The following is a 21,907-nucleotide window of genomic DNA, read 5'->3' as shown; positions in this document are numbered from 1 at the left end:
ATTCTTTATCGAATGTAGTATGTCTACATGGAGAATTCTTTTAGCGCTTTCTTATTCTTATGTTTCATCTTAACCATTACTCCTGGTTCAGATACAGCGTTAGTTTTGAAAAGTTCAATAAGTGGTAATCGTAAGAATATAATGGCCACTATTTTGGGGATTTGTTCAGGACTTTTTATTCACGCTGTGATGTCATCACTTGGGCTCTCTGCAATCTTGCAACAATCTGCTGAGCTATTTCACTTTGTGAAAATGATTGGAGCTGCTTATCTCATATACTTAGGTGTGCGTGCATTATATGAAGCATGGTTTAGTGGTAGTAAAACGAACCTCTTTCTCGTTTCGAAAAATGAAAGAAAACAGGTGTCTGTCTCTAGTGAGTTTCGTAGAGGTCTTTTAACGAATATCTTAAATCCAAAAGTTGCAATTTTTTACTTAACTTTCTTACCTCAATTTATTGATATTAATTCTAATCCACTAGTTCAATCAATTGGCCTGTCGTTAGTTCATATTGCCTTAAATCTAATCTGGCTCTTTCTATTTGGATACTTTGTTACTTTCTTTAAGGCACAGTTTGAAAAGGGAAGAACTAAGCGTGTTGTTGAAACACTTAGTGGTTCAGCATTCTTATTCTTTGGTCTCGCTCTAGCAAAAAGTAAAGATTAGCCCTTGGATTTTCTGAACATTCGATCTTGTTCTTGTGCTAGTATTTTTCCTTGATATGTTTCATAGGCTTCTTTTAATAGTTCTCCTGCTCTTGTATTAGAAACTGGTAGAAACTCTAGATAGCACTCACCAACGGAGAGAAAGTTGTGTGGAGTTTCAAGTACAAGAATATCATCTACCAGATTTATAATTTCACTCCAAGATTCTCTAGAACATACAGGTGTTACAACTTCAATTTTATTTGGTGTTTGCTGTTTGATTAATTTGATTGCGGCCTTCACTGTTGCACCTGTTGCGATCCCGTCATCAACAATCAGAATATCTCGACCTGCTAAATTAATTGGCTCTCTCCTTCTTCGTAAAATTTTCGCCTGCTCCAGGGCCTCTCGTCTCTTTTCATTTGTTAATCGACGTAATTGAAGTTCATTAACTCCGAAGTGACTTATTAAATCTCTATTATAGTATGTGTCTCCAGTTTCGGTGACAGCGCCAATAGCTAATTCACTGTTTCTAGGTGCACCAATCTTTTTTACACAAAATACATCAAGAGGAAGACGGTGCCTCATTGCTATTTCGTAGGCTACAGGAACACCTCCTCTAGGAAGAGCAATAACTACAGCGTTATTTTTTTCGCGTATCTTATCCTTGAATTCCTCGGCCAATAATGCACCGGCTTCCTTTCGATTTTTAAACATCTTCGCTTCCTATTACGCAATTTTAACTTGTCGTGTTTCGTCAATTGGACATTGAATAGCGGATTCTTTTTCTATCTCTAATTTAACAATTTGTGAAAGGTCATGGATTTCATTACCAAGTCTTTGAATAATATCGTCCGAAGAAATGATTCCTACTATTTGATCTCTACTGTTTACAACTGGTATACGTTTAATACCATTGGCCTGCATCTTTTTTATTGTATCGACAATACTATCCTTCGGTGTGCACAGAACTACATTCTGAGTCATAATCTCACTTACTTTAGAATAAGGTTCAATCTTTCCTTCTTTTCCAAAAGATATGGCAATATCTCTGTCTGTTAAAATTCCAACGGGAGTATTTTTTTTTCCTGTTATATTATCCACAACGATGATGGCCCCAACGTGCTTTTCATACATCTGTTTGGCCGCATCTTTTAAAGTTGCATTTGAATTTATGATAACAACATCTTTTTGAATGATATCTTTAATCGCCATTATTTATCTCCTGATAAGCTTTTCTTTCAAGTTGATTATAAGAGGAGTTATCAGCAGATAAGATTTAATTATTTTTAAAGAAAGGTTTTGATTAATTTTCGCTTATCGTTCACGAAGCAAGCGTCAGCGCTAGCGTATCGTATAAAAATGAAAATATCTTATTTATTAAAAGAATGGAGCGCGTGATACTGAATGCGCAAGCATTCAGCAAGAATAACAAGCGTTAGCGCTGTGTATCGTTTAAATGTAAATAGTATCTTAATTTGAATTAAAGAATGGAGCGCGTGACAAGATTCGAACTTGCGACATCCACCATGGCAAGGTGACACTCTACCAACTGAGTTACACGCGCTTATTTGAGTGAGATGAAATATATTGCTGAGAGAAAAAGTTGTCAATAGGTACAGAATATTTTTTTTCAATAAAGTATTAACTACTTAATTTTACAAATATATTCTGCACCTTAGTTTAAATTAAAGGTAAATAAATATCTGTGATCAGTTCATTTTCAGGAACCTCTGGAAAGAAGTTATGATAATGAAAGAAAAGTGGAAAATCTCGAAGCTCCTCGCCACTTGTCGGAAGCCATTTTCCATATAATTCGTAGATCTTACCCTCAATATTATCAGGTGAACCAAAGTGGCGTGCAACAGCACATCGCCCAGCTGGAATCGTTTTTTCGATAACTCCATCTTTATTTTGTTTTAAGTCTTCAAATAGTTCACCACAAATATCAAAGGCAAAATCCTCTGGTTTTGTATTATTTGGATCGTTGTAGACGATACCAAATGTGCGTGCTTTGTTTATTGGTGATTGCTTACTTTGAATTCGCCAATTTTTAAACTTTTCAACTGAGTTGTTAAGAGTTGTGGGTGAAGCTCTATGTTCAAGAACGGCCACCTTCATTTCTTCTAATTTTATTATTTTTATTTCCATGTGATTATCTCCTGTAGGAATTATGAATTGATATTTCTCATGCCACTTTTCCCAGTTAGGTGCACTTCTAAATTGAGAAGGAGTAACATTAAAAACTTTTTTAAAAGAACGAGAAAATGCCTCAGGACTATCGAAATTAGCATCAAATGCGATATCGATAATCTTCATTTCTTTGTTGAAGACAAGTTGATACGAGGCCCTCTTTAATCGTGTTAATTGAATAAAGCTGTATAGACTAATATTAAGTTTTGCCGTGAAGACACGGTGAAAGTGATACTTAGATAAACCTGATACTTCTGATAGTTTTTCAAGGTTAAGATCTTCATTAATATTATCAGCTATATATTTACAGATAAGAGCTATTCTATCGTTATATTCATTACTCATAAAACTATGATAGCGTACTTTAATTTTGGAAACTTGATTAATCTTGCTCTTTAAGAATTTCTTTATAGATTTCTTTTTCCCGAGCCATCAGGTGAATCGAGAATATATTGAGGTAGAAGCCACCCTGGGACTTGGCGGCGAAGCTTACGATAGATTTCTCGCCCTTCATCTTGTGTGAGGTAGAAGTGCATGGCACCTTTTGCTTGGTCAGGATGGTGGAGGTAGTAGGGCCTAACTCCTAAATCATGAAGTTTATAAATAAGCTTTTCTAAGTCTTCGACTTTATCATTCACGTCTTTTAGAAGCACAGATTGCGAGAGTAGTGGAAAGTATTTTCCAAGTTTTGCAAGACAATCACGCACATCGCTTGTGATCTCATCGGCGTGATTTATGTGAATAACAATATTGATATCGTTGAATACTTGCTTGAACTTGTTAAGAACTTCGATCACTTCATTACCAATATAATTTGGAAGGGAAGCGGGAGTTCTGGTATGAAAACGAATGAATTTAATATGTTCTAATTTGCTAAATTCATTTAGGTAGAAATCGATTTTTGCAGCTGAAAGCATAAAAGGATCGCCACCTGAAAAGATAATTTCATTAATCTCAGTATGGGCCTTGAGGTAAGTTATAACTTTTTCAAAATCGGCCTTAAAAATTTCATGCTTTCCACTTAATTCATTCTTTCTGAAACAATAGCGACAAATTACCGGACAAATAGTTGTCGGAGTAAAAAGGGCGCGATTATCGTAGCGATGGATTAGTTGTGGAGCGACGTATTTTTGTTGATCACCGATTGGGTCATCAAATCCATCCTGATGAAGTTCTTGATTAGAAGGAAGAAATTGTTTGGCATGAATGCCATCAAATCCTTCTTTTTCAATTAGCTCATTTATATGATTGGGGATAAAAACTTCGTAGCGAGATGGTTCTAAATTAAGACCAAAGCGAGCATTGACTTCATCTGTGCTTCGCAGTCCTTTTCTCATTCTTCGCTATTATCTTTTTTGTTTTGTTCTTCGTATTTTTTAATGTCATTTAGGTGATGCCACTTGGCCCAATAGGCACATCCACGAATAAGAAGGGCCCCGTAAAGAGCAATTCCTGTAAAGTGAAGCATTACACTTACTGTAGAGAGCACACCTGTGTTTTGAAGTAACCAGTAGATCCAATAAAGTAGAGCGATGTGAATGATGAAGATCACGACAAATTGGATTTTATATGAGATTGATTTTCCTGCTAGCATGGCGTCTTTATATAACTACTTTGAGTCATTTTCAACATGCTCACGGATTTCTTGGATCTTTTTAATGGCAAAAGATTTGTAGATATCTGTAAGTAGGCAGTGAGCGTAGAGAACATCGCCGGCAGGCATTGGTAAAAGAGCAACAGGTTTTATTGGTCTAAATTTACCTTTGTATGTTCCACCCTTGTATTTGATATCAATGACTTCTTGTTTAGCGATATGTGCTTGAAGTTTTTGAATCGTTTCAGGGGCTTCTGCGATATTGGCCTTTCTAAAGTCTTGGATATTTAGAATTTCACCTTCTTTAAGTTGGCGATTAGACTTCACTTCATCCAGGGTTTTAGCAAAAACACGAAGACAGGCAATTGTATCATCAAGTGCACGGTGATGATTTTCAAGAGGAATATCAAAGTGTTTACACAATGAACTTAGTTTATGGTTCTCACTTCCTTTCACATATTTTCGAGAAAGTTTGCATGAGCAATAAACCTTAGCTTTATGTAATTCCATCTTAAGTTGGTGCATCGCAAAGACGATAAAGCCTATATCAAATTTTGCATTATGGGCCACAAGAGTGTGAGTTCCACTGAACTCAAGAAATTTTGGTAAGACCTCTTCAATTGAAGGAGAATCTTTGACCATCTCATCTGTGATACCATGGATTTTTGTTGTGAATTCAGGGATTGGATTTTTAGGTTTTACTAGGGACTCAAAAGTTTCTATTTTGTTCCCGATGACTTTAATAGCCGCAATTTCAATGATTTCGTCAACTAAAGGAGAAAGTCCTGAGGTCTCTAGATCGAGTGCTATAAGGCCTTCTGGGAAATACTTATTGATATTTTTAATTTCGCTCTGTGTAAAATTAATGATAATCCCTTTAAGTTGGCTTATAGAGGGCAATTACAACGATTTGTAAATATTAACGAATCGTAGCAATGTGTCATGCCAATTTTAAATAATTTTAGTACGTTGAAGAACCTTAAATCTTAACTTTTATTACTGATTATGGGCCTTATGGTCAATAGTTTGAGGAAATATTTTTATGAAGAAATTTGATGTTATTGTTATTGGTTCTGGGCCAGGTGGATATGTCGCCGCTATTCGTGCTGCCCAACTTGGAAAAAAGACTGCGATCGTTGAAAGTAAAGAACTAGGCGGTGTTTGTCTTAACCGTGGATGTATTCCAACAAAAGCGGTTCTTAAAGCAGCTCACAGTGTACACGAGCTTGCTGATATGAAAGATCTTGGTATTGATGTTGAACTTAAAGGTTTAAACGGTGGCCAAGCTGTTAAGCGTGCAAAGGGAATCTCTGCAAAGATTTCTGGTGGTGTTGCTTACCTAATGAAGAAAAATAAGATTGAAGTTTTTGAAGGTTATGGAAAGCTTCGTACAAATACTCAAGTTGAAATTACTTCATCTCGTGGTCACACTGAAACAATTGAAGGAACAAATATCATCCTTGCAACTGGTGCTCACTACCGCTCATTTCCTGGACTTGAGCACGATGGAAAAAGACTGATTGGTGCTTGGGAAGCAATTAAAATGGAAGAGCTTCCAAAGTCAATTGGGATCATCGGAGCTGGTGCTATCGGTGTTGAGTTTGCTTACTTCTGGAATGCATTTGGTGTTGATGTTCATATCTTTGAACTTCAAAAGAATCTTCTGCCAATCGAAGATGAAGAATCTTCAAAAGTAGTTGAGAAAGCATATAAGAAATACGGAATTAAAATGTCTCTTGGTGTTGAAAAAGTTTCAGCTAAGAACAATGGTAATGACGTAACAATCACTGAAGTAAAAGGTGGTAAGACTGTTGAGCATAAATTTGACATGGGTCTAATCGCTGTTGGTATGACAGGAAATATCGATGGTATCGGACTTGAGACTGTTGGTGTTCAAACTGATCGTGGGTTTGTTGTAGTTAATAATACTTACCAAACAAACGTACCAAATATTTACGCAATCGGTGACCTTGCTGGTCCACCTCTTTTAGCACACGCAGCTTCTCACGAAGGTATTATTGCTGCTGAAGCGATTGCTGGTCTTCACCCACATCCACTAGATAAGATGAATGTTGCTGGTTGTACTTACTGTCAGCCACAAGTTGCATCTGTTGGTTACACAGAAAGAGCTCTTAAAGAACAAGGTATTAAATACTCAGTAGGTAAGGTTCCATTTACTGCAAATGGTAAGGCCATGGCATCTAACGAAACAGAAGGGTTTGTTAAAACTCTTATGGGTGAAGATGGAGAAATGCTTGGTGCACACATTGTTGGTACTCATGCAACTGAACTAATTCACGAGTATGTACTGTTCAGACAAATGGAAGGTGTTGATGAAGAAATGTTCGCAACGATTCACCCACACCCAACTTTAGGAGAATTCCTGGCTGAATCTGTGTTAAACGCTAAAGGTAGATCAATCAATTTTTAATTATATATAAGGACTGAATATGAAAAATGATATCGTAATGCCACAAATGGGTGAGTCTATTACAAACGGAACGATTACAAAGTGGCACAAGCAAGTTGGTGACACAATTGAAATCGATGAAATCCTATTAGAGATCTCGACTGATAAAGTTGAATCGGAAATTCCATCTCCATTCTCTGGAAAGATCGTTGAGATTCTTTTTGAAGAAGGTGAGACAATTGATGTTGGTGTAAAAATCGCAGCAATTGATGATGATGCAAATGCAGCTGTTTCAGCAGCACCTGCTGCGGCGGCTCCGGCTCCTGCAGCTCCAGCAGCAACTCCTGCTCCTGCGGCAGCGGCTTCTTCTTCAGATACTCTTGAAGACGTTGTTATGCCACAAATGGGAGAGTCAATTACTAACGGTACAATCACAAAGTGGCACAAGCAGCCAGGTGATATGATTGAAATCGATGAAATCCTTCTTGAGATTTCAACTGATAAAGTTGAATCAGAAATTCCATCACCATATGCAGGTCGTGTTGAACAAATTCTTTTTGAAGAAGGTGAGACAATTGATGTTGGTATTAAAATCGCAGCAATTGAAACTGATACTTCAAAAGCATTTGGTGCAGCGGCAGCTCCGGCTGCGGCAGTGGCAAGTACTCCAGCAGCAGCACCAGCGGCAGTTGCAGCAGCTCCAGTAGTGGCAGCTTCTGTTCCAGCAGGACGTCGTTTCTACACTCCTCTTGTAAGAACTCTAGCAGCTAAGCATGGTGTTGATGTTAATGAATTAGCACACCTTAAAGGAAGTGGAGCAGGCGGACGTGTAAACAAAGCTGACTTCATGAATTTCCTAAATAATAGAGGAGCAGCTCCTGCTGCAACAACTTCAGCTCCTGCGGCGGCTCCTGCTCCAGTAGCAGCGGCACCTGCACCTAAGGCAGCAGCACCAGCTTCTGTTCCAACTGCAACAAGCGGACGTGTTGAAGTTATTCCAATGGATAATATGAGAAAAGCAATCGCTAAGAATATGGTTGCTTCTAAAATGACTTCACCACACGTTAACTCGATTGATGAAGTTGATATGACAAACCTATTTAAATTTAGAGAATCGTTCAAGAAACAATTCCAAAAAGAAGAAGGTTTCTCTCTAACTTATACTCACTTTATTCTTTATGCTCTAGTGCAAGCGCTTAAAGAGTTCCCAACGGTTAATGCTTCAATTGATGGTGACAATATCATCATGAAAAAAGACATCAACCTTGGTTGTGCTGTAGCTGTTCCTGGTAACGGACTTGTTGTTCCTGTAATCAAAGGTGCAGATAACCTAAATATTAGAGGTATCGCTAGAAAGCTAGACGAGCTTGTTCAAAAGGCAAGAGCGAAGAAGCTTACTATGGATGATATGTCAGGTGGAACTTATACTTTCACAAATAATGGATCTTTCGGAATCCTTATTGCAACACCTGTTATCCTTCAACCACAACTTGGTATCTTCTGTGTTGGTACAATGAAGAAGCGTCCAATTGTTACTGAAGATGACTCAATTGCAATTCGTCAGATGATGTATGCAACTCATACATACGATCACAGACTGATTGATGGTGAAATAGGATCGAAATTCCTAAGACACGTAATCAACACTCTTCAGACAACTGATTGGGCGGGATTATTTTAGTAAATTTAAAAAATCAAAATAGAAAAGGCTACCGATGGTAGCCTTTTTTTATATTCTTGGTGCTGATTTTTGGTAACGTTCTCTATCTTTAAGACTTTCATAGAAGTTTTCTAAGGCGAGATGACCTTTCTTCCAGTTAAAAACATCTCGAAATGTCAGCCAATCAAGAACGCAAAGTAGCCAGTCTTTTTCCAGCTGATGAAGTCCACCTTTATCAACTTTCTTTTCAAGTGAGTCTAGAATACTCTGCACTCTTTCGTACTGAACTTTAGAGAATTTAGACTCCCATTTTGTATCACATTCCCAGAGTTTTTGTTGAAACAGAATGATACATGAATCACAAAGCTCATCGATTAAACGAAGCGCTAATTTTGTATGTACATCTAATTGCTTTCCTTGTTTTTCGAGTAAGTATTCACAAATGATAGTTGAATCAAAGATTGATCCATCTTCTGTTTCTAGAATTGGGATTCTTCTTGCAGCATTATATTCACCAATTTTCTTTGCACCATCTGGAGTAAGTGATCTCACTTGTTCAAGTTCATAAGGAATTCCAAGTTCTTCGAGTACGAGAATGACTTTTCTAACAAATGGTGATGTCGTTGATCCAATTAGTTTCATACAGGCCCCTAGTTCAAATCATTATTGATTTTAATTTCTGGTTTATCTGTCTTGATTGTAACGTTAAATTGGCATTGATAGATATCTTTTTTCTTATTCTTTTCTAAGTAGCAATTTAAGTGTTTACCTTTCCTCACTTCGTAATTCTTGGCCCCTATTGTGTGATAGTCATCAGCAATTAAGTCGAGTTTTTGCCAAAATCTTTGGGCCAGGTTTCCATCAAACTTTATCTTTAATGTATTATTTTCAAAGCGAATCTTTGCCTTCCCATTTGTCCTCGATGTTTCTAAAAATTCACTGATAGCTCCTTTTCCAAAATCGGTATCACTATTATATGAAGATAATTCTCCTTCTCCTTTTCCATTTAGATAGAGATGACAGTGAAATTTATGACTTGGTTCGCGCACGCAAAAAAAGTATTTGTGGTAGCGAAAGACGAGGCCATGGACGAGGTCAGCGTAGGTATTTTTAACAGGAAGACCTAAAAAAATTTCTCTTGCATACTTTGAGTCAACGACAGAGAACTCATTTACGTGGCTTGAGATTGCGATACCTGAGATTTCGGTAGCGAATGTTTTAAAGGTTAGAATAAGGGCAAACGATATCAGTAGGAGCTTCTTCATAACTATGAACTATAGAATTCATCGAGATTGAAGTAAAACAAGTTCACAAAAGATTAACAAAGAAAACAATAGGCCAACAAACTAAATCACTAACTACTTAGAAATAGTAATAAGGCTTCGATACATCTTATTGGCCTTGTGGGACTCTACATTCTTGCTAATCTCATTATACTTAGTACGATATAAATTTGAATTTCCTTCAGCAGTAAAATCTGATTCAAGTTTTTCAAGAAGTTCCTTGGCCTTATTATTAAAAATGAGGTCATCTTGAGTGAAGTCTTGAATTTCAAATTTATCTTTATACTTATTTGTAATGGCCTTACCAAGTCGTGTTTTGTGAAATGGTCGCTCTGATGTATAGGTGAGGACAAACTTTCCTTTTGGTTTTAAGCTATCCATAATCTTGTTTAAAGTACGGTAGAGGTCATTGAGCATATAGAAACCATCTAGCGAGATAACAAGATCAAATTCATTCTCTCCGAGCCATGTTGTTTCATAATTTGCTTCTTTATAATCATGATCACTTTCGACGAGATCAAATCCTTTTGCCTTAAGTTTGTATTTCTTTGCAAAGTAAGCCGTTAATTGTCCTGTTCCACAACCGATATCAAGAACTTTTTGATGGGGTTTAAAGTGAGAAGTTAGAGCAGAGAATTGCTTCTTTGATAGGTTATTTTGCATGAAGCATTCAATTCCATGCATCTCTTTACAATAAGTTAGATATGATTGTGATTCTTTTGCAAAACGGTAGTAATTCGTGAAGGCACGTTTAGCTTTGGCGTTGAATCCCTTTTGTGTAAGTAATTTTCTAATAAATTGAAACATAGTTTTTTATACTCCTATTTTCTTTAAAATTCTATCTTCATGAAATCTTAATCAATTAGAATTTGTGAGAACTTTAAATCAGTGTTTAAAATAGACTAAGAAGCCAAATAGGAGGTTCCTATGATTAAGTTTTTAGTATTTTTAGGATTACTTGTGACTTTAGCGAATGCTGCGGTAACGACGGTCTTTATTGACGGCCTCAATATTAAAGGCCGCCAAAAAGTTGAAAATATATTAGAAGTCTTTGATATCTGAAACTAGCTCTGGGAAGTCGATATAAGGATTTCTATTTCCTTGAATCTCTTCAATCTTGTTATTTCTTTCGATTTCATCGCTGTCCACTGGATCTTCTGCGTGCCATCTTCTTAGGTATTTTTCCATTCTACTATTAATCTTCGCTCCATAGCGAGTTGCAAAGTAGAACATTGCTCGAGCAACATTGCCCTTGTGCTCTGTTGGTGGTTCAAAATAATGTCCATCAGAATGAGAAGCAAAACAATCTCTCGTTGCAGCTTTTCCACCTTTTAGGTCAGCAAAGTCATTTGAGCTACGTACGCTATTGGCCTTAGAGTCAGTTGGGAATAAATGGTGAAGGTCACCTTTTTGAAGTTGTGAACTAAATCCGCCTGTGAATTTTGACTGAGGCCATGTGTGCTCACAGTTAACAATTTGATGATTAGGGATTTTCCCATCTCCAATTGGTCCGATATTAGGAGTACTTCCATTGAAAACTTTATTGCAGTAAACACCTTTTACATAAGGTTGGTTACTTTCATCATATTTTAAATGTAATTCGTTAAAAAGGTAGCGCTTAGCTTGAGAGTAGGAATTTTTTTTGTGATTTTGGCTGATAATTCTTTGTAATTCTGTTCTTAGGTTTTCATCTTGTAAAAGGTCATTTGCGACTTCTGCTTTAAATGATTCCGGATAATAGCCGGCAGTGGTCGTTAGTGCCAATAAGGCTGCTACTAAGAGTTTTAATTTCAAAATCTAATCCTTGATATTGTTGCTGTATATAAAAGCATCTCAAAGATGAAAGGTTTTGCAAAATAAAAAATGAAATAGAAAGGCCTTCTTAACAGAAGGCCAATATTAGTACTGAAATGGATTAGTCAAATATTTAGAAATTATCGATTTTATCAGCTAGGTTAGCGATGTCGATAAATGGATTTCTATTGTTTTGTACAGAATAGATAATTTCGTTTCTTTCTCTTTCTTCAGCGTCAACTGGATCAAGCTTATCCCACTCTCTAAGAACTTGCTCTTGGTGGTTTGAGATTGAAATATCATATCTTACTGAGAAGTAGAAAAGTGCTCTTGCAACATTTCCTTTGTGCTCAGCTGGTGGTTCGAAAGCACCGTTACCTTGAGTTTGTGAAGCTGTACAATCTTCATAATCAACTGGGAAACCATCTACATTATCAAATTCATAGTTACCTCTTACAGAGTTAGCTTTTGAATCAGTTGGGTATAGGTGGTGTAGATCTGATTTTTGAAGACCTTTGTCAAAACGACCAGTAAATTTTGATTGTGGCCAAGTGTGCTCGCAGTTAAGAACGTTTGGGCTAGGGATTTGTCCTGGACCCATAGAACGAGTTTGAACTCTTCTTAGTGTCTTTTGGCAATATACATCTTTAATGTAGTAACCTTTATCATCTTCTTTTAAGTGGATTTTTCCGAAAAGTACTTTTCTAGCGCCTTTGTAACCTAGGCTTCTTTGGCTGTAACAACGACCTTTGTTCTTTGAATCACATCCAAGAACATCTTGAGAATTTGTTTCTTGGTGAGTTGTATTTAGAACTTCGAATAGGTAGCTCTTTAACTCTGCTCCACCTCTTGAAAGAACATCATTAGTTTCTTTCGGGTAGTAGTTATTTAATTCTGCTGCATTACTCGTAAGAGTGAAAAGTAGTGTTGATAGAACGATTGCGATTTTCATCTAATCCCCTTTAGTGGTTTGTGTGTGTGAAGCTTTTATAGGACATAATTATTAAAATGGCTAATAGGAATCTTAAGTTTTTCTAATAATTTCTGTCAGGTAATCTAATTTCAATGCTTAGACGCGCTGCCCTTAATGAAAGTTTAATAATACTATCGAAAAATCTGGATTTATTTAGTCGGGTTTTGTATAAGTCACCAAAGAAAATAACAACATTATTAGGGTAACTTAATATGAAATACATCTTAATTGCATCATTGCTTATATCTTCAAGTGTCTTTGCTTACACTAAGACAACTCTTAATTGTATTAAGAAGCTAACGTATGATCTTAATGTCGATAGTCGTGCGTTTAAAATTAATACTGATGAAGTAGATGCTGATATTGATTTCGAGGGGAGACCTCTTGATGAAGCGATTGCTATCATTAGGACAACTCTTGAATTAAATGGATGTAATAGTAATAACGCAATTAACTTTTCTAAAACACCATCTGGACGTGCAAAAAGCCGTTGTGTCGAACTTGTTCCAGGACAAGACTATTCAATGAGCTGTTATGTTGAATCAAATATGGGATTCTTCTTTGTAACAAAAGACCTTCAAACGGATGCGTTTGTTGTTTATTCTCGTTGGGACTAGACTACTTTCCCCATAGTTCTTCTAAACGTTTCTTTATATTATTTTCTACGCCAATCGCTTTTGGTTGGTAGAACTTTGGCGTTCCTTGAGGTGCGTATTGTTGCTTAACAAAAGCTCCCTCGAAGCTATGTGGATACTGGTAAACAACTTTATGATCTTTATCTGGAAAGTTCTTTAAATGCTCTGGAACTTGGATTGTTTGCGAATTCTCTACATATGCTAAGGCTTCGTTTATTGCATTGTAAGCAGCATTACTCTTAACGGTACTAGCTAGGTAAGTCGTAGCCTGTGCTAGTGTAATTCGTGCTTCAGGCATACCAATATTTTGAACAACATGAAGTGCATTTGTGGCAACAGTGAGTGCATTTAAGTCTGCATTACCCACATCTTCACTCGCAAAGATAACTAAGCGTCTGGCGATAAAGACTGGGTCCTCTCCACCATCAAGCATAACTGCTAGCCATAGAATGGCCGCATTGGGATCACTTCCACGCATACTTTTAATGAAGGCAGAGATTACATCATAGTGGCGATCACCACCAGCATCAAAGTTTCGTGAATTTTCTTTGATAATATTTTTAACAGTTTCAAAGTCAATATCTTCGTCTTGTTCAAGAAGAGAGAAAATAACTTCTAAACTTCCAAGAGCAATGCGAGCATCACCGTTTGCGTATTCACAAATTAGATCGAGATATTCTTGCGATAATTCTTTTTCTAATTTTGTGATCGTTCTCTTTATAAGAGAGCGAATTTTGTCGGTTGTGAATGATTTAAGCTCAATAATCTTCATACGAGAAAGAAGAGCGCGATTAACTGAACGACGAGGATTCTCAGTCGTTGCTCCAATAAGAATAAAGCTTCCTTGTTCCACATGTGGAAGAAGAGCATCTTGTTGGGCCTTATTAAAGCGGTGAATCTCGTCAATAAATATAATGGATTTTCTTTGGAAGTCTCGGGCCTCGTCTTGTGCCTTTTGGATAAGCTTCTTAAGTTCTGCTACGCCAGATAAAACTGCGCTAAATTCGTAGAAATTTGCGTGAATTTCACTACCTAGCACCTTGGCCAGCGTGGTTTTTCCACTCCCTGGGGGACCCCAGACAATAAGTGAAGGTATATTTTCACCCTTAAGAAAAGGGAAGCGTCTAGCTAGGGCATCAAAGCCCTCATAATCCTGCTTGCTACTTGGTCTTACTTGATGAGCAAGTGGTGTGACGGATGAATCTTTTGCGCTGAATAAACCTTGTTGCATATATTACCTAAAGTAAGTTGGCCATTGACACATTGTGGGGCCGTCGTGTAATTTAACATACCAATTAAAGCTAGACAAAATTTAGAGCGTTAAAGCTCTGAATAAATCTCATAAAGCTGTCGTTAAAGGTAGTGAGAAAAAAAAATAGAAGGAGGTGAATGTTATGTCTAAAGATTACTCAATCAAAATCGAGATCGATGAAAGATTAAGTGCGGAAAGAGCTCTTAAGAAATTCAAGAGATACTGCGAAGCTTTCGGTGTTATTAGAGAATACAGAAAGAGACAAGAGTATAAGAAGCCTTCTATTAGAAATAAAGAAAAGCTACAAGCGGCTGAGAAGAGAAGAAAGAAAACTCAGACGAAGTACAGTAGAGGTTCTAAAATCTAATTTGATTTAAATTTCTTATATACTTTAAGGGCTCCCGACGGGAGCCCTTTTTGTTTTTGTGGCACATGACCGAAAGCCGCGCCATCGCTTCGCTTGGCTAGCTTTCTTGAGTCACATTCATCTCTGCTTCAAAACTACCCTTGTGGGTACTTTTGCCGCAGGATGTATATACTTTAAGGGCTCCCGACGGGAGCCCTTTTTGTTTTTGTGGCACATGACCGAAAGCGGACGCATGTCTTAAATGGCACGATGTTAGTAGAACATTAATTTTAAAATACTATTCCAACGAGCGTGCATAACTTTAACGTTACGAACATATTCTCTTGGAAATCCTGTCTGACCTTTTTCTAGGTCCATGTGAAATACATTCCATTGCATATTGAGATCACCCAAACGATCGATAAACCAGCGCTTATCTAACTCTGCCATCATTCTTAATTCAAGTGGCGAAAGGAAGTTATCAAGGAATTGTTCAAAGGATGGCTTTAGTTCATTAGGTATAATGTAGATAAAGGCATCATTTGAGTAGTTATACATTTTTCCAACGTAATTCTTATAACTTTCAATATGAGGAACATAGGTTGAAAAATTTGTTCCTTCTGTTAGATGTAGAAGCTGTATATAGGATTGAACACGAAGATTCAGGTTATCAATATTATCAAGTAGAGAGATAAGATTAATATAGTCGTCAACATTTCCATATTGTTGAGTTGGAAGAGAGATGAAGTCTTCGCGAAGCTTTTTAATGTTTCGCTCAGTTGCCTGAATAAGTGGAACGACTTTTTTTATTTCTTGATAACAAGTCTTTTGATTTTTTTTACACTCGTCATAAGCTCCATCAAATTGCAGTACTAATTTAAGAGTATTTTCTCTTAAGTTGATAAAGTCCTGTGATGTGTAAGTAATTCTCTTAACGATATAATAGAAGTCATTCTTAAGTGAGCGCAGTTGCGGACGAACATAGCGACGATAGCTATAGTCATTTAATTTTAGTTTTGAAGAATCAAAATTAAAGTACGGGTATTCCGCAAAACTAGAAAGGGTAAGAAGAATGGCAAAGATTATTTTTTTCACTTCTTAAATGATTGAAGAGGTGGTGCAAAATGTCAATTAGCTTAATAAAAAGTCAAATTAGCCAACGAGATCAAGATCTTCTTGAGGGGCAATGTGACTTAGTTCAATATATTTTGGCTTCTTTTGAAGTGAACGAAACTCCTGAACCCAGCTGTCTGTGTTACATAGAGATATAGAAATATTGTGTTTAGGAATTTTGTGTTTCGCTAAGTTTCTTGGAAAAAGTCTTAGTGGTGAGCCATGTAGCTTGAAGTGCACATCAAGGTGAGATGGAATCTTTCCTGAATAGATGAGTGCTAAGCAAATAAAAGTTCCCGCATTACAAGTTTCAATTTGAATTCTGTCGCTTTTTACTTTTTTAATAAGTGAGAGTAGGTCGCCAGCATATCTTTCAAGTTCTTTTGTATTCAAGTTTTCAAACTTGAAGATGTCTTTTCTGTTTTTTGCCGTTAGAAGTCTCTTCTCATTTTCGGAGAAATTTAGATGAGTAAAATTCGTCATCATTACTTCATCAAAAGTGGGCTCTTGAGTATCGAATTTGTATACAACGTCGGCCCCAGCACCTTTAACTTTGATTTTTCCAGAAAATAAGACCTTAGACACAACGAACCTCGTAGTTACTAAATTGATAATGTTATTTAGTTAATCGGAACGATTGCCTGTTAAGTTAAGTAAAATTACTAGTTTAAGTTTGTTTGTTACTTGTTTAAGTGATTACCAATGAAAAATTAGCTAGTTAGGAGGGGGACAAAAACATATTTTACAAATGTTATTTAAAGCTTTAGATATAGTTAAAACTTAAATATGAGGGCTTATGCACGTAATAGTATCATGGGATATTACAGGATCTTCTGAAGATTGGACTAGAGTAAATAGTTCTTTACTTGATATTATGGCACCTTACCCGTGGGTAAGGCCACTAAGCACTTTTTATATTTTACAGTTATCGAATGATTCAATTAGACAGAGTATTATATCTCAAATGCAGGGTGTTGCTTCTAGGGAAGTTAATATTAAAGTATCTTTTATAGTTAGCCCAATAATTACTTACAGTAATTATGATGGTTGGCTCTCTAAAGAGCTATGGGATTTAATTGGACAAAGAGTGTAGGAGATAGGTCTATGAGTAATTTTGAACAAGATCCTTCACCTGTAGCTTCAGGGACAGCTAACATAGAGTTAAGTGGTGATGCTTCAGGGAGTCCATTAAATAAGTCTCTAAATGTTGTTGTATCAATGCCAAAAGCAATTGAGATAAAGATGGTTGATGCAAGTGAACTACATAATGTAGAATATTATACCTTGATTTCAAGTATTGTTTCTAATTTTGCAGTAGGTTTTATCGTTGCTTACTTTCAAGATATTTCTAAATTTCACTTGTTGTTTACTTCAATACTATTTTTCTTAATATTTTTTGCTTCTGTTTACATGGCATGGAGTAAAAGAAAAAATATGCATAAAGAATCAACAGCTGTGGCACTAAAGGCAAGAGATTAGGGTTTAGTCGTCAGACTCACTCATTAACTGCTTGAAAATATTATTTTTTCTCATTTGAAGCAATTTCATGATATCTGTGGCCGTCTCTTCTAGGGCGCGGTCAGTAACGTCAAACACAGGCCATCTCTTATTCTTGCTAAAGATTTCATTGGCCCATTCTAACTCTTCGATAACCTTATTCGTATCCGCATAATCTCCTGTGTGCTCAGTAGCACCAAGTTTGTTAAGGCGATTCTTGCGAATTGAATAAAGAGCCTCTGGATCAATTGTTAGAGCAAAGATTTTTCTTTGGTCAATTTCAAAAAGTTCCTTAGGAAGATCTTGTCCATTGATAATAGGGATATTTACAACCTTGATTCCGTGTTGAGATAGGTACACTGAAAGAGGTGTTTTTGATGTACGAGAAATCCCCACAAGAATAACATCTGCTAGGTGGAGAGTTTCAACATTCCTTCCATCGTCGTGGTTAAGCGTAAACTCCATGGCAGCAACACGGTCAAAGTATTCTGAGTTCACAGCGTGTAGAAGGCCAGGCTCACTCTTAGGTTCTTGATGAAAGTAATTAGAGAAAGTCGTTAAAACTGGCCCCATTAGATCAAGGGAGCGCACATGCTTTTGCATTGAGATTTCTTTTGTATATTCTCTAAGTTCTGCTGATACGATTGTGTAGATAACGAGGTCGTGATGAATAGCTGCTTCGTCAAAAATTGATTTAATTTGTTCCTTTGTGCGAACATTCTTAAAACCTGTATAGAAGACTTCGCTTTCTGGGAATTGTGTCATGGCCGCGCGACTGATTGCCTTTGCAGTAGAACCTGTTCCGTCAGAAATAATAATTATTTTCATCTTTTTCAAAATTAACCTCTAATAAAATCGTTATAACTACTTTATTCAAGAATGAAGTCTTCGACAAGGTTATAGATGTCATTTCGCTGACTTAATGGGTGAAAGCGAGATAAAGGAGTCACTTTCTTTAGGAAAGTTTTTTGAGACTTCGCAAGCCTGCGAGTTGCAAAATAAATCTTTTCGATAAGTTCTTCTTCAGATGTAATCTCACCATTTAGATATTGAATCGTTTCTTTATAGCCAATGGTTTTTAGGGCCTTAAGCTCTGGCGAGTGATCATCATTGGCCATAATATCTTCAACCTCTTTAAGCAGTCCCTGTTCTAGCATCTGTTTTGTACGCTTCAGTATAATTTCCCAATGCTCTTCTTTTGGAAGCTCAAGGCAAATATTAAGTGTGTCCCAGCCATGAAGATTTGTTGAGAAATCATACGCCCCATGATCATCGGCTTGCTTTTTTTGATCAGAAATCTTCTTCCCCGTCATGCGATGGTACTCATAAGCACGAGTACGACGATAGTGATCGTTCTCATGAAGATTCTCAAGTGACTCAGGATCATGAACCTTAAGATAAGCCACAATTGGGGCCATACCTTCTTTTTCATAAAGATCACGGGCCTCTTGCTGAATGGCCTCATCGGTTGATTCTGATTCATACATGCCGCGAATAAGGCTTCGAAGATAGAAGGCGCTACCTCCAACTAGAATTGGAACAATTCCTTTTGAATGAAGCTCGTTGATTTTAATTATAGCTAATTCGACAAAGTCAGATGCATTTAATTCTTTCGTAATAGGGGAGATGCTAACGAGATGATGAGTGACACCGTCCATTTCAACTTCGTCTGGCTTAGCACTTCCAATATTTAATTCATTGTAAAAGAGAACGCTATCGAAGTTGATAACATGGCATTTCTCAATACCAATACGTTTGGCAAGATCAATGCTAATACCTGTTTTGCCCGATGCAGTTGGCCCTAATAGAAGAATTAATTTCTTTGTCATTTTAGTAATTTTTTTAATTTCTTAGGCGAGATTCTTTTTGCAATTTTCTTTTCTACTAAATCGTAGAAAGAAATAAATGAAAGAAGTCTTCTTACTTCACTTACTTGAAGCTCTAAATCTTCAAGCAGATCATTACCGTTAATAATATTTGCAGATATTTTTGCGTATGGAAGATCTTCGAATACGTGAGACACTGACCTTAGAACACAAGTGTGTGCATCAAGACGTTCAATCTCAATTCCCATTGCCATGTATTGCGATAGGTTTTCCATATCCGTCATATCTTTTGAAATTGGCTCTGAAATTAGTAGAGGAGTCATATTGTCGATATCAATTTGCCCACAAGCTTCATCTAAATATACTTGAGCATCAACAAAGTATGGACCTCTCTCGATGTGATTAAAGAGAAAAATATTTTCACCAAGTGCCGATATCGTTAACTCACTTTGCTGGCCACTTGTGTTTTCTCCAAAAAGAGAGCTTTGGCCATGAAAGTCTGTACCTTGATTAAGTTCATTTTGAAATCTTTGTAGATTTAAACCACCGCCAAAGTTATTAGCAATAATATTATCTCCACCTTGGTTGAATAGGGCACTTGATAGAGAGTTGAAATTTGCTTCATCTTCATTCATTTCAAGAGAGTGGTTCTCATTGATATGATCTTGATTTTCTGAAATGAGCTTTTTCGCTGTAGCACTTGTTAGAGAGAATATCTCATTGCTCTTTAAAAATTTAATAATTGTTTTATTTGGATGAACGTTTACATCAATTTCATGCTCAGGCACTCTGAATTGCATGATGTAGTCGCCAGTTAAGCCTTGAGGCCAAAACTTTTCCATATTTCTAATGATGATCTGATGTATCTTTTTGTCAGTGAAGAGACGGTTGTTTACAAAGAGAAACTGTTGCTTTCCGCTGTATCCTTTTGAGGCATCTTTAGAGACGTAGAATTTACAACTTGAACCAAGGTATTCACCATAAGATTGCATTATCTCTGGAATATTTTTGCGTGATTTCTTTTTGAAGATTTCCCCAACTCGATTCACTGTATGTTCTTGAGCACGATAAATTTCAGGGTCTTGGTCATCCCATGTGATTGAGAACTCAACTTGAGGGTAGTTAATTAAGAACGAGTTAATAACACGCTTTAGGGCATTCTTCTCACTCTGTCCTGACTTCACAAATTTCAATCGAACTGGAGTATTAAAGAAAAGGTCTTTGACATAAGTAGAAGTTCCACACTTATGTGTCGAATACTTTGAATGCTCAACCGTTCTAGCTCCGTGAATAACATACTTTGCACCTTCTTCAGGATTTGAACGAGGAGCTGAGTGACATGATATTCGTGCCACTGATGAGATTGAGGCAAGTGCCTCTCCACGAAAGCCAAAAGTATTTAGGCGGTAGATATCTTCGAAGTTATTGATCTTTGAAGTTGCGTGACGGCAAAAGGCGTAGGGAAGTTCATCAAAGAACATTCCATCACCATTATCTTCAATTGCGATAAGATCTAAACCTGCATTAATAATCGTGACTCGAATTTTAGTCGAGTTTGCATCAATTGAATTTTCAAGTAATTCTTTAAGAACATTGGCCGGGCGTTCAACAACCTCACCGGCCTTGATTTGATCAATTAAGTGTTCGGGAAGAAGGTTAATTCTATTTTGTGTATTCTCTGATATTTCCATTATACGAACTAGTCGCGATAGAAATTAACCTGGTTTCTTCCACCTTCCTTGGATTTGTATACTGCAGAGTCGGCCCTTTTAAATAGGTCTGTTCCACTACTAACTCCCTGTCTGTAGTCAGAAACGCCAATCGATGCAGTTACCGGTAACTTATTATCGTCGTAAATGAAATCGTGAGTTTCTACCGCCTTTCTTAGGCGCTCAGCGATTTCGTATGATTGTTTAATATTTGTTTTAGGAAGTAGAACAACAAACTCTTCTCCACCATAACGTGCGAAAATATCAGTTTCTCTAATTCCGTTTGAACGGATAACTTCAGCTAGCTCTTTTAGTACGTAGTCACCAGCATCGTGTCCGTAGTTATCATTAAGTTTCTTAAAGTGATCTAGATCGAAAACAATAAGAGAGAGTGGAGTACCTGTCACTTTTGACTTCTTCACTTCAAGATCAAGTTTCTTGTTGAAGAAAGACTTATTGTAACAACCAGTTAGTCCATCTGTATTTGCTTCTAGTTGAAGCTTATCATAAGTAAGTCTCTCTGGATCACCTTTTGGAAGGTATTTAAGTGCCATTGCACCCATCTTAATGATGTCACCTTTTTGAAGATCAGTAGGAGCTTCAACTTTACTATTATTTAAAAAAGTTCCATTTCTAGAACCAAGATCAACTACCTGATATCCATCCGCAGATGAAACTAACTTGAAGTGCTCTCTTGAGATACCATTAAACTCTAATGGAATATCACATTTTGCACTTCGGCCAACAGTAATCTCTTCTGCTTTTAAATCAAAAAGAGTGCCGTTTAAATCACCACCAACAACAAGAAGGGCCGCAGGCTTATCTTCGGCTTCTTTATTCGCTGATGCTAGGGCAGCTTTAATGTCAGTCAATACTAGAGTAGCGTCATCACTCATATTCGTCCTTTCAGTACTTTATAATAGATTGTTTTCCCTGTTGATTTTAACTAGCGCCCCGATTTTAATCAAGATTGGAAAA

The 21,907-nt window shown here is 36.8% G+C and carries 26 protein-coding genes and 1 tRNA gene; 8 read left to right on the top strand and 19 right to left on the bottom strand.

Annotation, left to right across the window (positions count from 1 at the left end):
• Positions 1–27 precede the first annotated feature (27 nt).
• On the top strand, positions 28–666 hold the full coding sequence (locus ACMAYL_RS06640; RefSeq protein ID WP_233189736.1) for a LysE family translocator: 639 nt from the start codon (positions 28–30) through the stop codon (positions 664–666).
• On the opposite strand, the gene ACMAYL_RS06635 is transcribed toward ACMAYL_RS06640, so the two are convergent.
• The 7 genes from ACMAYL_RS06635 to ACMAYL_RS06605 all read right to left on the bottom strand — a co-directional run bounded on the left by ACMAYL_RS06635 (position 663) and on the right by ACMAYL_RS06605 (position 5,331).
• Positions 663–1,361, bottom strand: coding sequence for a phosphoribosyltransferase (locus ACMAYL_RS06635; protein ID WP_103219009.1), 699 nt, complete (start codon positions 1,359–1,361; stop codon positions 663–665). The genes ACMAYL_RS06640 and ACMAYL_RS06635 overlap by 4 nt on opposite strands.
• A 12-nt stretch (positions 1,362–1,373) precedes the next feature.
• Positions 1,374–1,859 carry a cyclic nucleotide-binding/CBS domain-containing protein gene (locus tag ACMAYL_RS06630; protein WP_412462965.1) on the bottom strand — a complete coding sequence of 162 codons (486 nt, stop codon included), beginning with the start codon at positions 1,857–1,859 and terminating at the stop codon, positions 1,374–1,376.
• Positions 1,860–2,135: 276 nt separating this feature from the next.
• Positions 2,136–2,211, bottom strand: a tRNA-Gly gene (locus ACMAYL_RS06625).
• 116 nt (positions 2,212–2,327) lie between these two features.
• Complete coding sequence (locus ACMAYL_RS06620) at positions 2,328–3,182, bottom strand: AraC family transcriptional regulator (protein WP_412470893.1); 855 nt, start codon at positions 3,180–3,182, stop codon at positions 2,328–2,330.
• Positions 3,183–3,244: 62 nt separating this feature from the next.
• On the bottom strand, positions 3,245–4,174 hold the full coding sequence (locus tag ACMAYL_RS06615) for a KamA family radical SAM protein (protein ID WP_412470892.1): 930 nt from the start codon (positions 4,172–4,174) through the stop codon (positions 3,245–3,247).
• On the bottom strand, positions 4,171–4,431 hold the full coding sequence (locus tag ACMAYL_RS06610) for a hypothetical protein (protein ID WP_103216321.1): 261 nt from the start codon (positions 4,429–4,431) through the stop codon (positions 4,171–4,173). The genes ACMAYL_RS06615 and ACMAYL_RS06610 overlap by 4 nt, the downstream gene beginning before the upstream one ends.
• 15 nt (positions 4,432–4,446) lie before the next feature.
• The gene (locus tag ACMAYL_RS06605) at positions 4,447–5,331 is read right to left on the bottom strand and encodes an exonuclease domain-containing protein (protein ID WP_103216322.1); all 885 of its coding nucleotides are present in this window, start codon (positions 5,329–5,331) and stop codon (positions 4,447–4,449) included.
• A gap of 142 nt (positions 5,332–5,473) precedes the next feature.
• Between ACMAYL_RS06605 and lpdA the strand changes: the two genes are divergently transcribed.
• Together lpdA and sucB are read left to right on the top strand one after the other, a co-directional pair.
• Positions 5,474–6,862 (top strand): dihydrolipoyl dehydrogenase, encoded by a 1,389-nt coding sequence (gene lpdA, locus ACMAYL_RS06600; protein WP_103216323.1) that lies wholly within the window; start codon positions 5,474–5,476, stop codon positions 6,860–6,862.
• 19 nt (positions 6,863–6,881) lie between these two features.
• A complete protein-coding gene (gene sucB / locus ACMAYL_RS06595; RefSeq protein ID WP_412470891.1) occupies positions 6,882–8,522 on the top strand; it encodes a 2-oxoglutarate dehydrogenase, E2 component, dihydrolipoamide succinyltransferase in 1,641 nt (546 codons plus the stop codon).
• A gap of 48 nt (positions 8,523–8,570) precedes the next feature.
• On the opposite strand, the gene ACMAYL_RS06590 is transcribed toward sucB, so the two are convergent.
• The 3 genes from ACMAYL_RS06590 to ACMAYL_RS06580 form a co-directional block, all read right to left on the bottom strand.
• Positions 8,571–9,143, bottom strand: coding sequence for a glutathione S-transferase N-terminal domain-containing protein (locus ACMAYL_RS06590; protein ID WP_103216325.1), 573 nt, complete (start codon positions 9,141–9,143; stop codon positions 8,571–8,573).
• Positions 9,144–9,151: 8 nt separating this feature from the next.
• Positions 9,152–9,766, bottom strand: a complete 615-nt coding sequence (locus ACMAYL_RS06585; RefSeq protein ID WP_412469909.1) for a hypothetical protein — start codon at positions 9,764–9,766, stop codon at positions 9,152–9,154.
• Between the two features lie 93 nt (positions 9,767–9,859).
• Entirely contained in the window at positions 9,860–10,591 is a 732-nt protein-coding gene (locus ACMAYL_RS06580) for a class I SAM-dependent methyltransferase (protein WP_412470890.1), read from the bottom strand.
• A 120-nt stretch (positions 10,592–10,711) separates the two neighbouring features.
• Here ACMAYL_RS06580 and ACMAYL_RS06575 point away from each other — a divergent pair, with 120 nt between their 5' ends.
• A complete protein-coding gene (locus ACMAYL_RS06575) occupies positions 10,712–10,846 on the top strand; it encodes a hypothetical protein (protein WP_255407605.1) in 135 nt (44 codons plus the stop codon).
• Here ACMAYL_RS06575 and ACMAYL_RS06570 read toward each other — a convergent pair.
• Both ACMAYL_RS06570 and ACMAYL_RS06565 read right to left on the bottom strand, forming a co-directional pair.
• Positions 10,826–11,578, bottom strand: a complete 753-nt coding sequence (locus ACMAYL_RS06570) for an endonuclease I family protein (protein WP_158246750.1) — start codon at positions 11,576–11,578, stop codon at positions 10,826–10,828. The genes ACMAYL_RS06575 and ACMAYL_RS06570 overlap by 21 nt on opposite strands.
• Before the next feature lie 133 nt (positions 11,579–11,711).
• The gene (locus ACMAYL_RS06565; protein WP_412469906.1) at positions 11,712–12,530 is read right to left on the bottom strand and encodes an endonuclease I family protein; all 819 of its coding nucleotides are present in this window, start codon (positions 12,528–12,530) and stop codon (positions 11,712–11,714) included.
• A 233-nt stretch (positions 12,531–12,763) separates the two neighbouring features.
• Here ACMAYL_RS06565 and ACMAYL_RS06560 point away from each other — a divergent pair, with 233 nt between their 5' ends.
• Positions 12,764–13,168, top strand: a complete 405-nt coding sequence (locus ACMAYL_RS06560) for a hypothetical protein (RefSeq protein ID WP_103216330.1) — start codon at positions 12,764–12,766, stop codon at positions 13,166–13,168.
• 1 nt (position 13,169) lies between these two features.
• Here the strand turns inward: ACMAYL_RS06560 and ACMAYL_RS06555 are convergent, their stop codons facing one another.
• Entirely contained in the window at positions 13,170–14,417 is a 1,248-nt protein-coding gene (locus ACMAYL_RS06555) for a replication-associated recombination protein A (RefSeq protein ID WP_103216331.1), read from the bottom strand.
• A gap of 163 nt (positions 14,418–14,580) precedes the next feature.
• Between ACMAYL_RS06555 and rpsU the strand changes: the two genes are divergently transcribed.
• Positions 14,581–14,805 carry a 30S ribosomal protein S21 gene (gene rpsU / locus ACMAYL_RS06550; protein WP_021266202.1) on the top strand — a complete coding sequence of 75 codons (225 nt, stop codon included), beginning with the start codon at positions 14,581–14,583 and terminating at the stop codon, positions 14,803–14,805.
• 252 nt (positions 14,806–15,057) lie between these two features.
• Here rpsU and ACMAYL_RS06545 read toward each other — a convergent pair whose 3' ends face one another.
• The gene (locus tag ACMAYL_RS06545; RefSeq protein WP_103216332.1) at positions 15,058–15,879 is read right to left on the bottom strand and encodes a hypothetical protein; all 822 of its coding nucleotides are present in this window, start codon (positions 15,877–15,879) and stop codon (positions 15,058–15,060) included.
• Positions 15,880–15,936: 57 nt separating this feature from the next.
• The gene (locus ACMAYL_RS06540; protein WP_412469905.1) at positions 15,937–16,482 is read right to left on the bottom strand and encodes a hypothetical protein; all 546 of its coding nucleotides are present in this window, start codon (positions 16,480–16,482) and stop codon (positions 15,937–15,939) included.
• Positions 16,483–16,693: 211 nt separating this feature from the next.
• Between ACMAYL_RS06540 and ACMAYL_RS06535 the strand changes: the two genes are divergently transcribed.
• Together ACMAYL_RS06535 and ACMAYL_RS06530 are read left to right on the top strand one after the other, a co-directional pair.
• Positions 16,694–16,990, top strand: coding sequence for a hypothetical protein (locus tag ACMAYL_RS06535; protein WP_412469904.1), 297 nt, complete (start codon positions 16,694–16,696; stop codon positions 16,988–16,990).
• 11 nt (positions 16,991–17,001) lie between these two features.
• Positions 17,002–17,376: a hypothetical protein gene (locus ACMAYL_RS06530; RefSeq protein ID WP_412469903.1), complete on the top strand. Its 375-nt coding sequence runs from the start codon at positions 17,002–17,004 to the stop codon at positions 17,374–17,376.
• A 3-nt stretch (positions 17,377–17,379) separates the two neighbouring features.
• Here the strand turns inward: ACMAYL_RS06530 and ACMAYL_RS06525 are convergent, their stop codons facing one another.
• The 4 genes from ACMAYL_RS06525 to ACMAYL_RS06510 are packed head-to-tail and all read right to left on the bottom strand — an operon-like array spanning position 17,380 to position 21,825.
• Positions 17,380–18,222 (bottom strand): pyruvate, water dikinase regulatory protein, encoded by an 843-nt coding sequence (locus tag ACMAYL_RS06525; protein ID WP_412469902.1) that lies wholly within the window; start codon positions 18,220–18,222, stop codon positions 17,380–17,382.
• A 41-nt stretch (positions 18,223–18,263) separates the two neighbouring features.
• Positions 18,264–19,223 carry a tRNA (adenosine(37)-N6)-dimethylallyltransferase MiaA gene (miaA, locus tag ACMAYL_RS06520; RefSeq protein ID WP_412469901.1) on the bottom strand — a complete coding sequence of 320 codons (960 nt, stop codon included), beginning with the start codon at positions 19,221–19,223 and terminating at the stop codon, positions 18,264–18,266.
• Complete coding sequence (gene mutL / locus ACMAYL_RS06515) at positions 19,220–20,911, bottom strand: DNA mismatch repair endonuclease MutL (RefSeq protein WP_103216336.1); 1,692 nt, start codon at positions 20,909–20,911, stop codon at positions 19,220–19,222. Before mutL ends, miaA begins: the two co-directional genes overlap by 4 nt.
• An 8-nt stretch (positions 20,912–20,919) precedes the next feature.
• Complete coding sequence (locus ACMAYL_RS06510; RefSeq protein WP_103216337.1) at positions 20,920–21,825, bottom strand: GGDEF domain-containing protein; 906 nt, start codon at positions 21,823–21,825, stop codon at positions 20,920–20,922.
• Between the last annotated feature and the right edge of the window lie 82 nt (positions 21,826–21,907).

Source organism: Halobacteriovorax sp. RT-2-4 (assembly GCF_047085445.1).
In the GTDB taxonomy this organism is placed as follows: domain Bacteria; phylum Bdellovibrionota; class Bacteriovoracia; order Bacteriovoracales; family Bacteriovoracaceae; genus Halobacteriovorax_A.
This window is presented reverse-complemented; position numbering and strand designations above follow the sequence as displayed.

Coding starts and splice junctions, on each gene's coding strand:
- ACMAYL_RS06640 (WP_233189736.1), top strand. CDS start 28: ATGGAGAATTCTTTTAGCGCTTTCTTATTCTTATGTTTCATCTTAACC.
- ACMAYL_RS06635 (WP_103219009.1), bottom strand. CDS start 1,361: ATGTTTAAAAATCGAAAGGAAGCCGGTGCATTATTGGCCGAGGAATTC.
- ACMAYL_RS06630 (WP_412462965.1), bottom strand. CDS start 1,859: ATGGCGATTAAAGATATCATTCAAAAAGATGTTGTTATCATAAATTCA.
- ACMAYL_RS06620 (WP_412470893.1), bottom strand. CDS start 3,182: ATGAGTAATGAATATAACGATAGAATAGCTCTTATCTGTAAATATATA.
- ACMAYL_RS06615 (WP_412470892.1), bottom strand. CDS start 4,174: ATGAGAAAAGGACTGCGAAGCACAGATGAAGTCAATGCTCGCTTTGGT.
- ACMAYL_RS06610 (WP_103216321.1), bottom strand. CDS start 4,431: ATGCTAGCAGGAAAATCAATCTCATATAAAATCCAATTTGTCGTGATC.
- lpdA (WP_103216323.1), top strand. CDS start 5,474: ATGAAGAAATTTGATGTTATTGTTATTGGTTCTGGGCCAGGTGGATAT.
- sucB (WP_412470891.1), top strand. CDS start 6,882: ATGAAAAATGATATCGTAATGCCACAAATGGGTGAGTCTATTACAAAC.
- ACMAYL_RS06590 (WP_103216325.1), bottom strand. CDS start 9,143: ATGAAACTAATTGGATCAACGACATCACCATTTGTTAGAAAAGTCATT.
- ACMAYL_RS06585 (WP_412469909.1), bottom strand. CDS start 9,766: ATGAAGAAGCTCCTACTGATATCGTTTGCCCTTATTCTAACCTTTAAA.
- ACMAYL_RS06580 (WP_412470890.1), bottom strand. CDS start 10,591: ATGTTTCAATTTATTAGAAAATTACTTACACAAAAGGGATTCAACGCC.
- ACMAYL_RS06575 (WP_255407605.1), top strand. CDS start 10,712: ATGATTAAGTTTTTAGTATTTTTAGGATTACTTGTGACTTTAGCGAAT.
- ACMAYL_RS06565 (WP_412469906.1), bottom strand. CDS start 12,530: ATGAAAATCGCAATCGTTCTATCAACACTACTTTTCACTCTTACGAGT.
- ACMAYL_RS06560 (WP_103216330.1), top strand. CDS start 12,764: ATGAAATACATCTTAATTGCATCATTGCTTATATCTTCAAGTGTCTTT.
- ACMAYL_RS06555 (WP_103216331.1), bottom strand. CDS start 14,417: ATGCAACAAGGTTTATTCAGCGCAAAAGATTCATCCGTCACACCACTT.
- rpsU (WP_021266202.1), top strand. CDS start 14,581: ATGTCTAAAGATTACTCAATCAAAATCGAGATCGATGAAAGATTAAGT.
- ACMAYL_RS06535 (WP_412469904.1), top strand. CDS start 16,694: ATGCACGTAATAGTATCATGGGATATTACAGGATCTTCTGAAGATTGG.
- ACMAYL_RS06530 (WP_412469903.1), top strand. CDS start 17,002: ATGAGTAATTTTGAACAAGATCCTTCACCTGTAGCTTCAGGGACAGCT.
- ACMAYL_RS06525 (WP_412469902.1), bottom strand. CDS start 18,222: ATGAAAATAATTATTATTTCTGACGGAACAGGTTCTACTGCAAAGGCA.
- miaA (WP_412469901.1), bottom strand. CDS start 19,223: ATGACAAAGAAATTAATTCTTCTATTAGGGCCAACTGCATCGGGCAAA.
- mutL (WP_103216336.1), bottom strand. CDS start 20,911: ATGGAAATATCAGAGAATACACAAAATAGAATTAACCTTCTTCCCGAA.
- ACMAYL_RS06510 (WP_103216337.1), bottom strand. CDS start 21,825: ATGAGTGATGACGCTACTCTAGTATTGACTGACATTAAAGCTGCCCTA.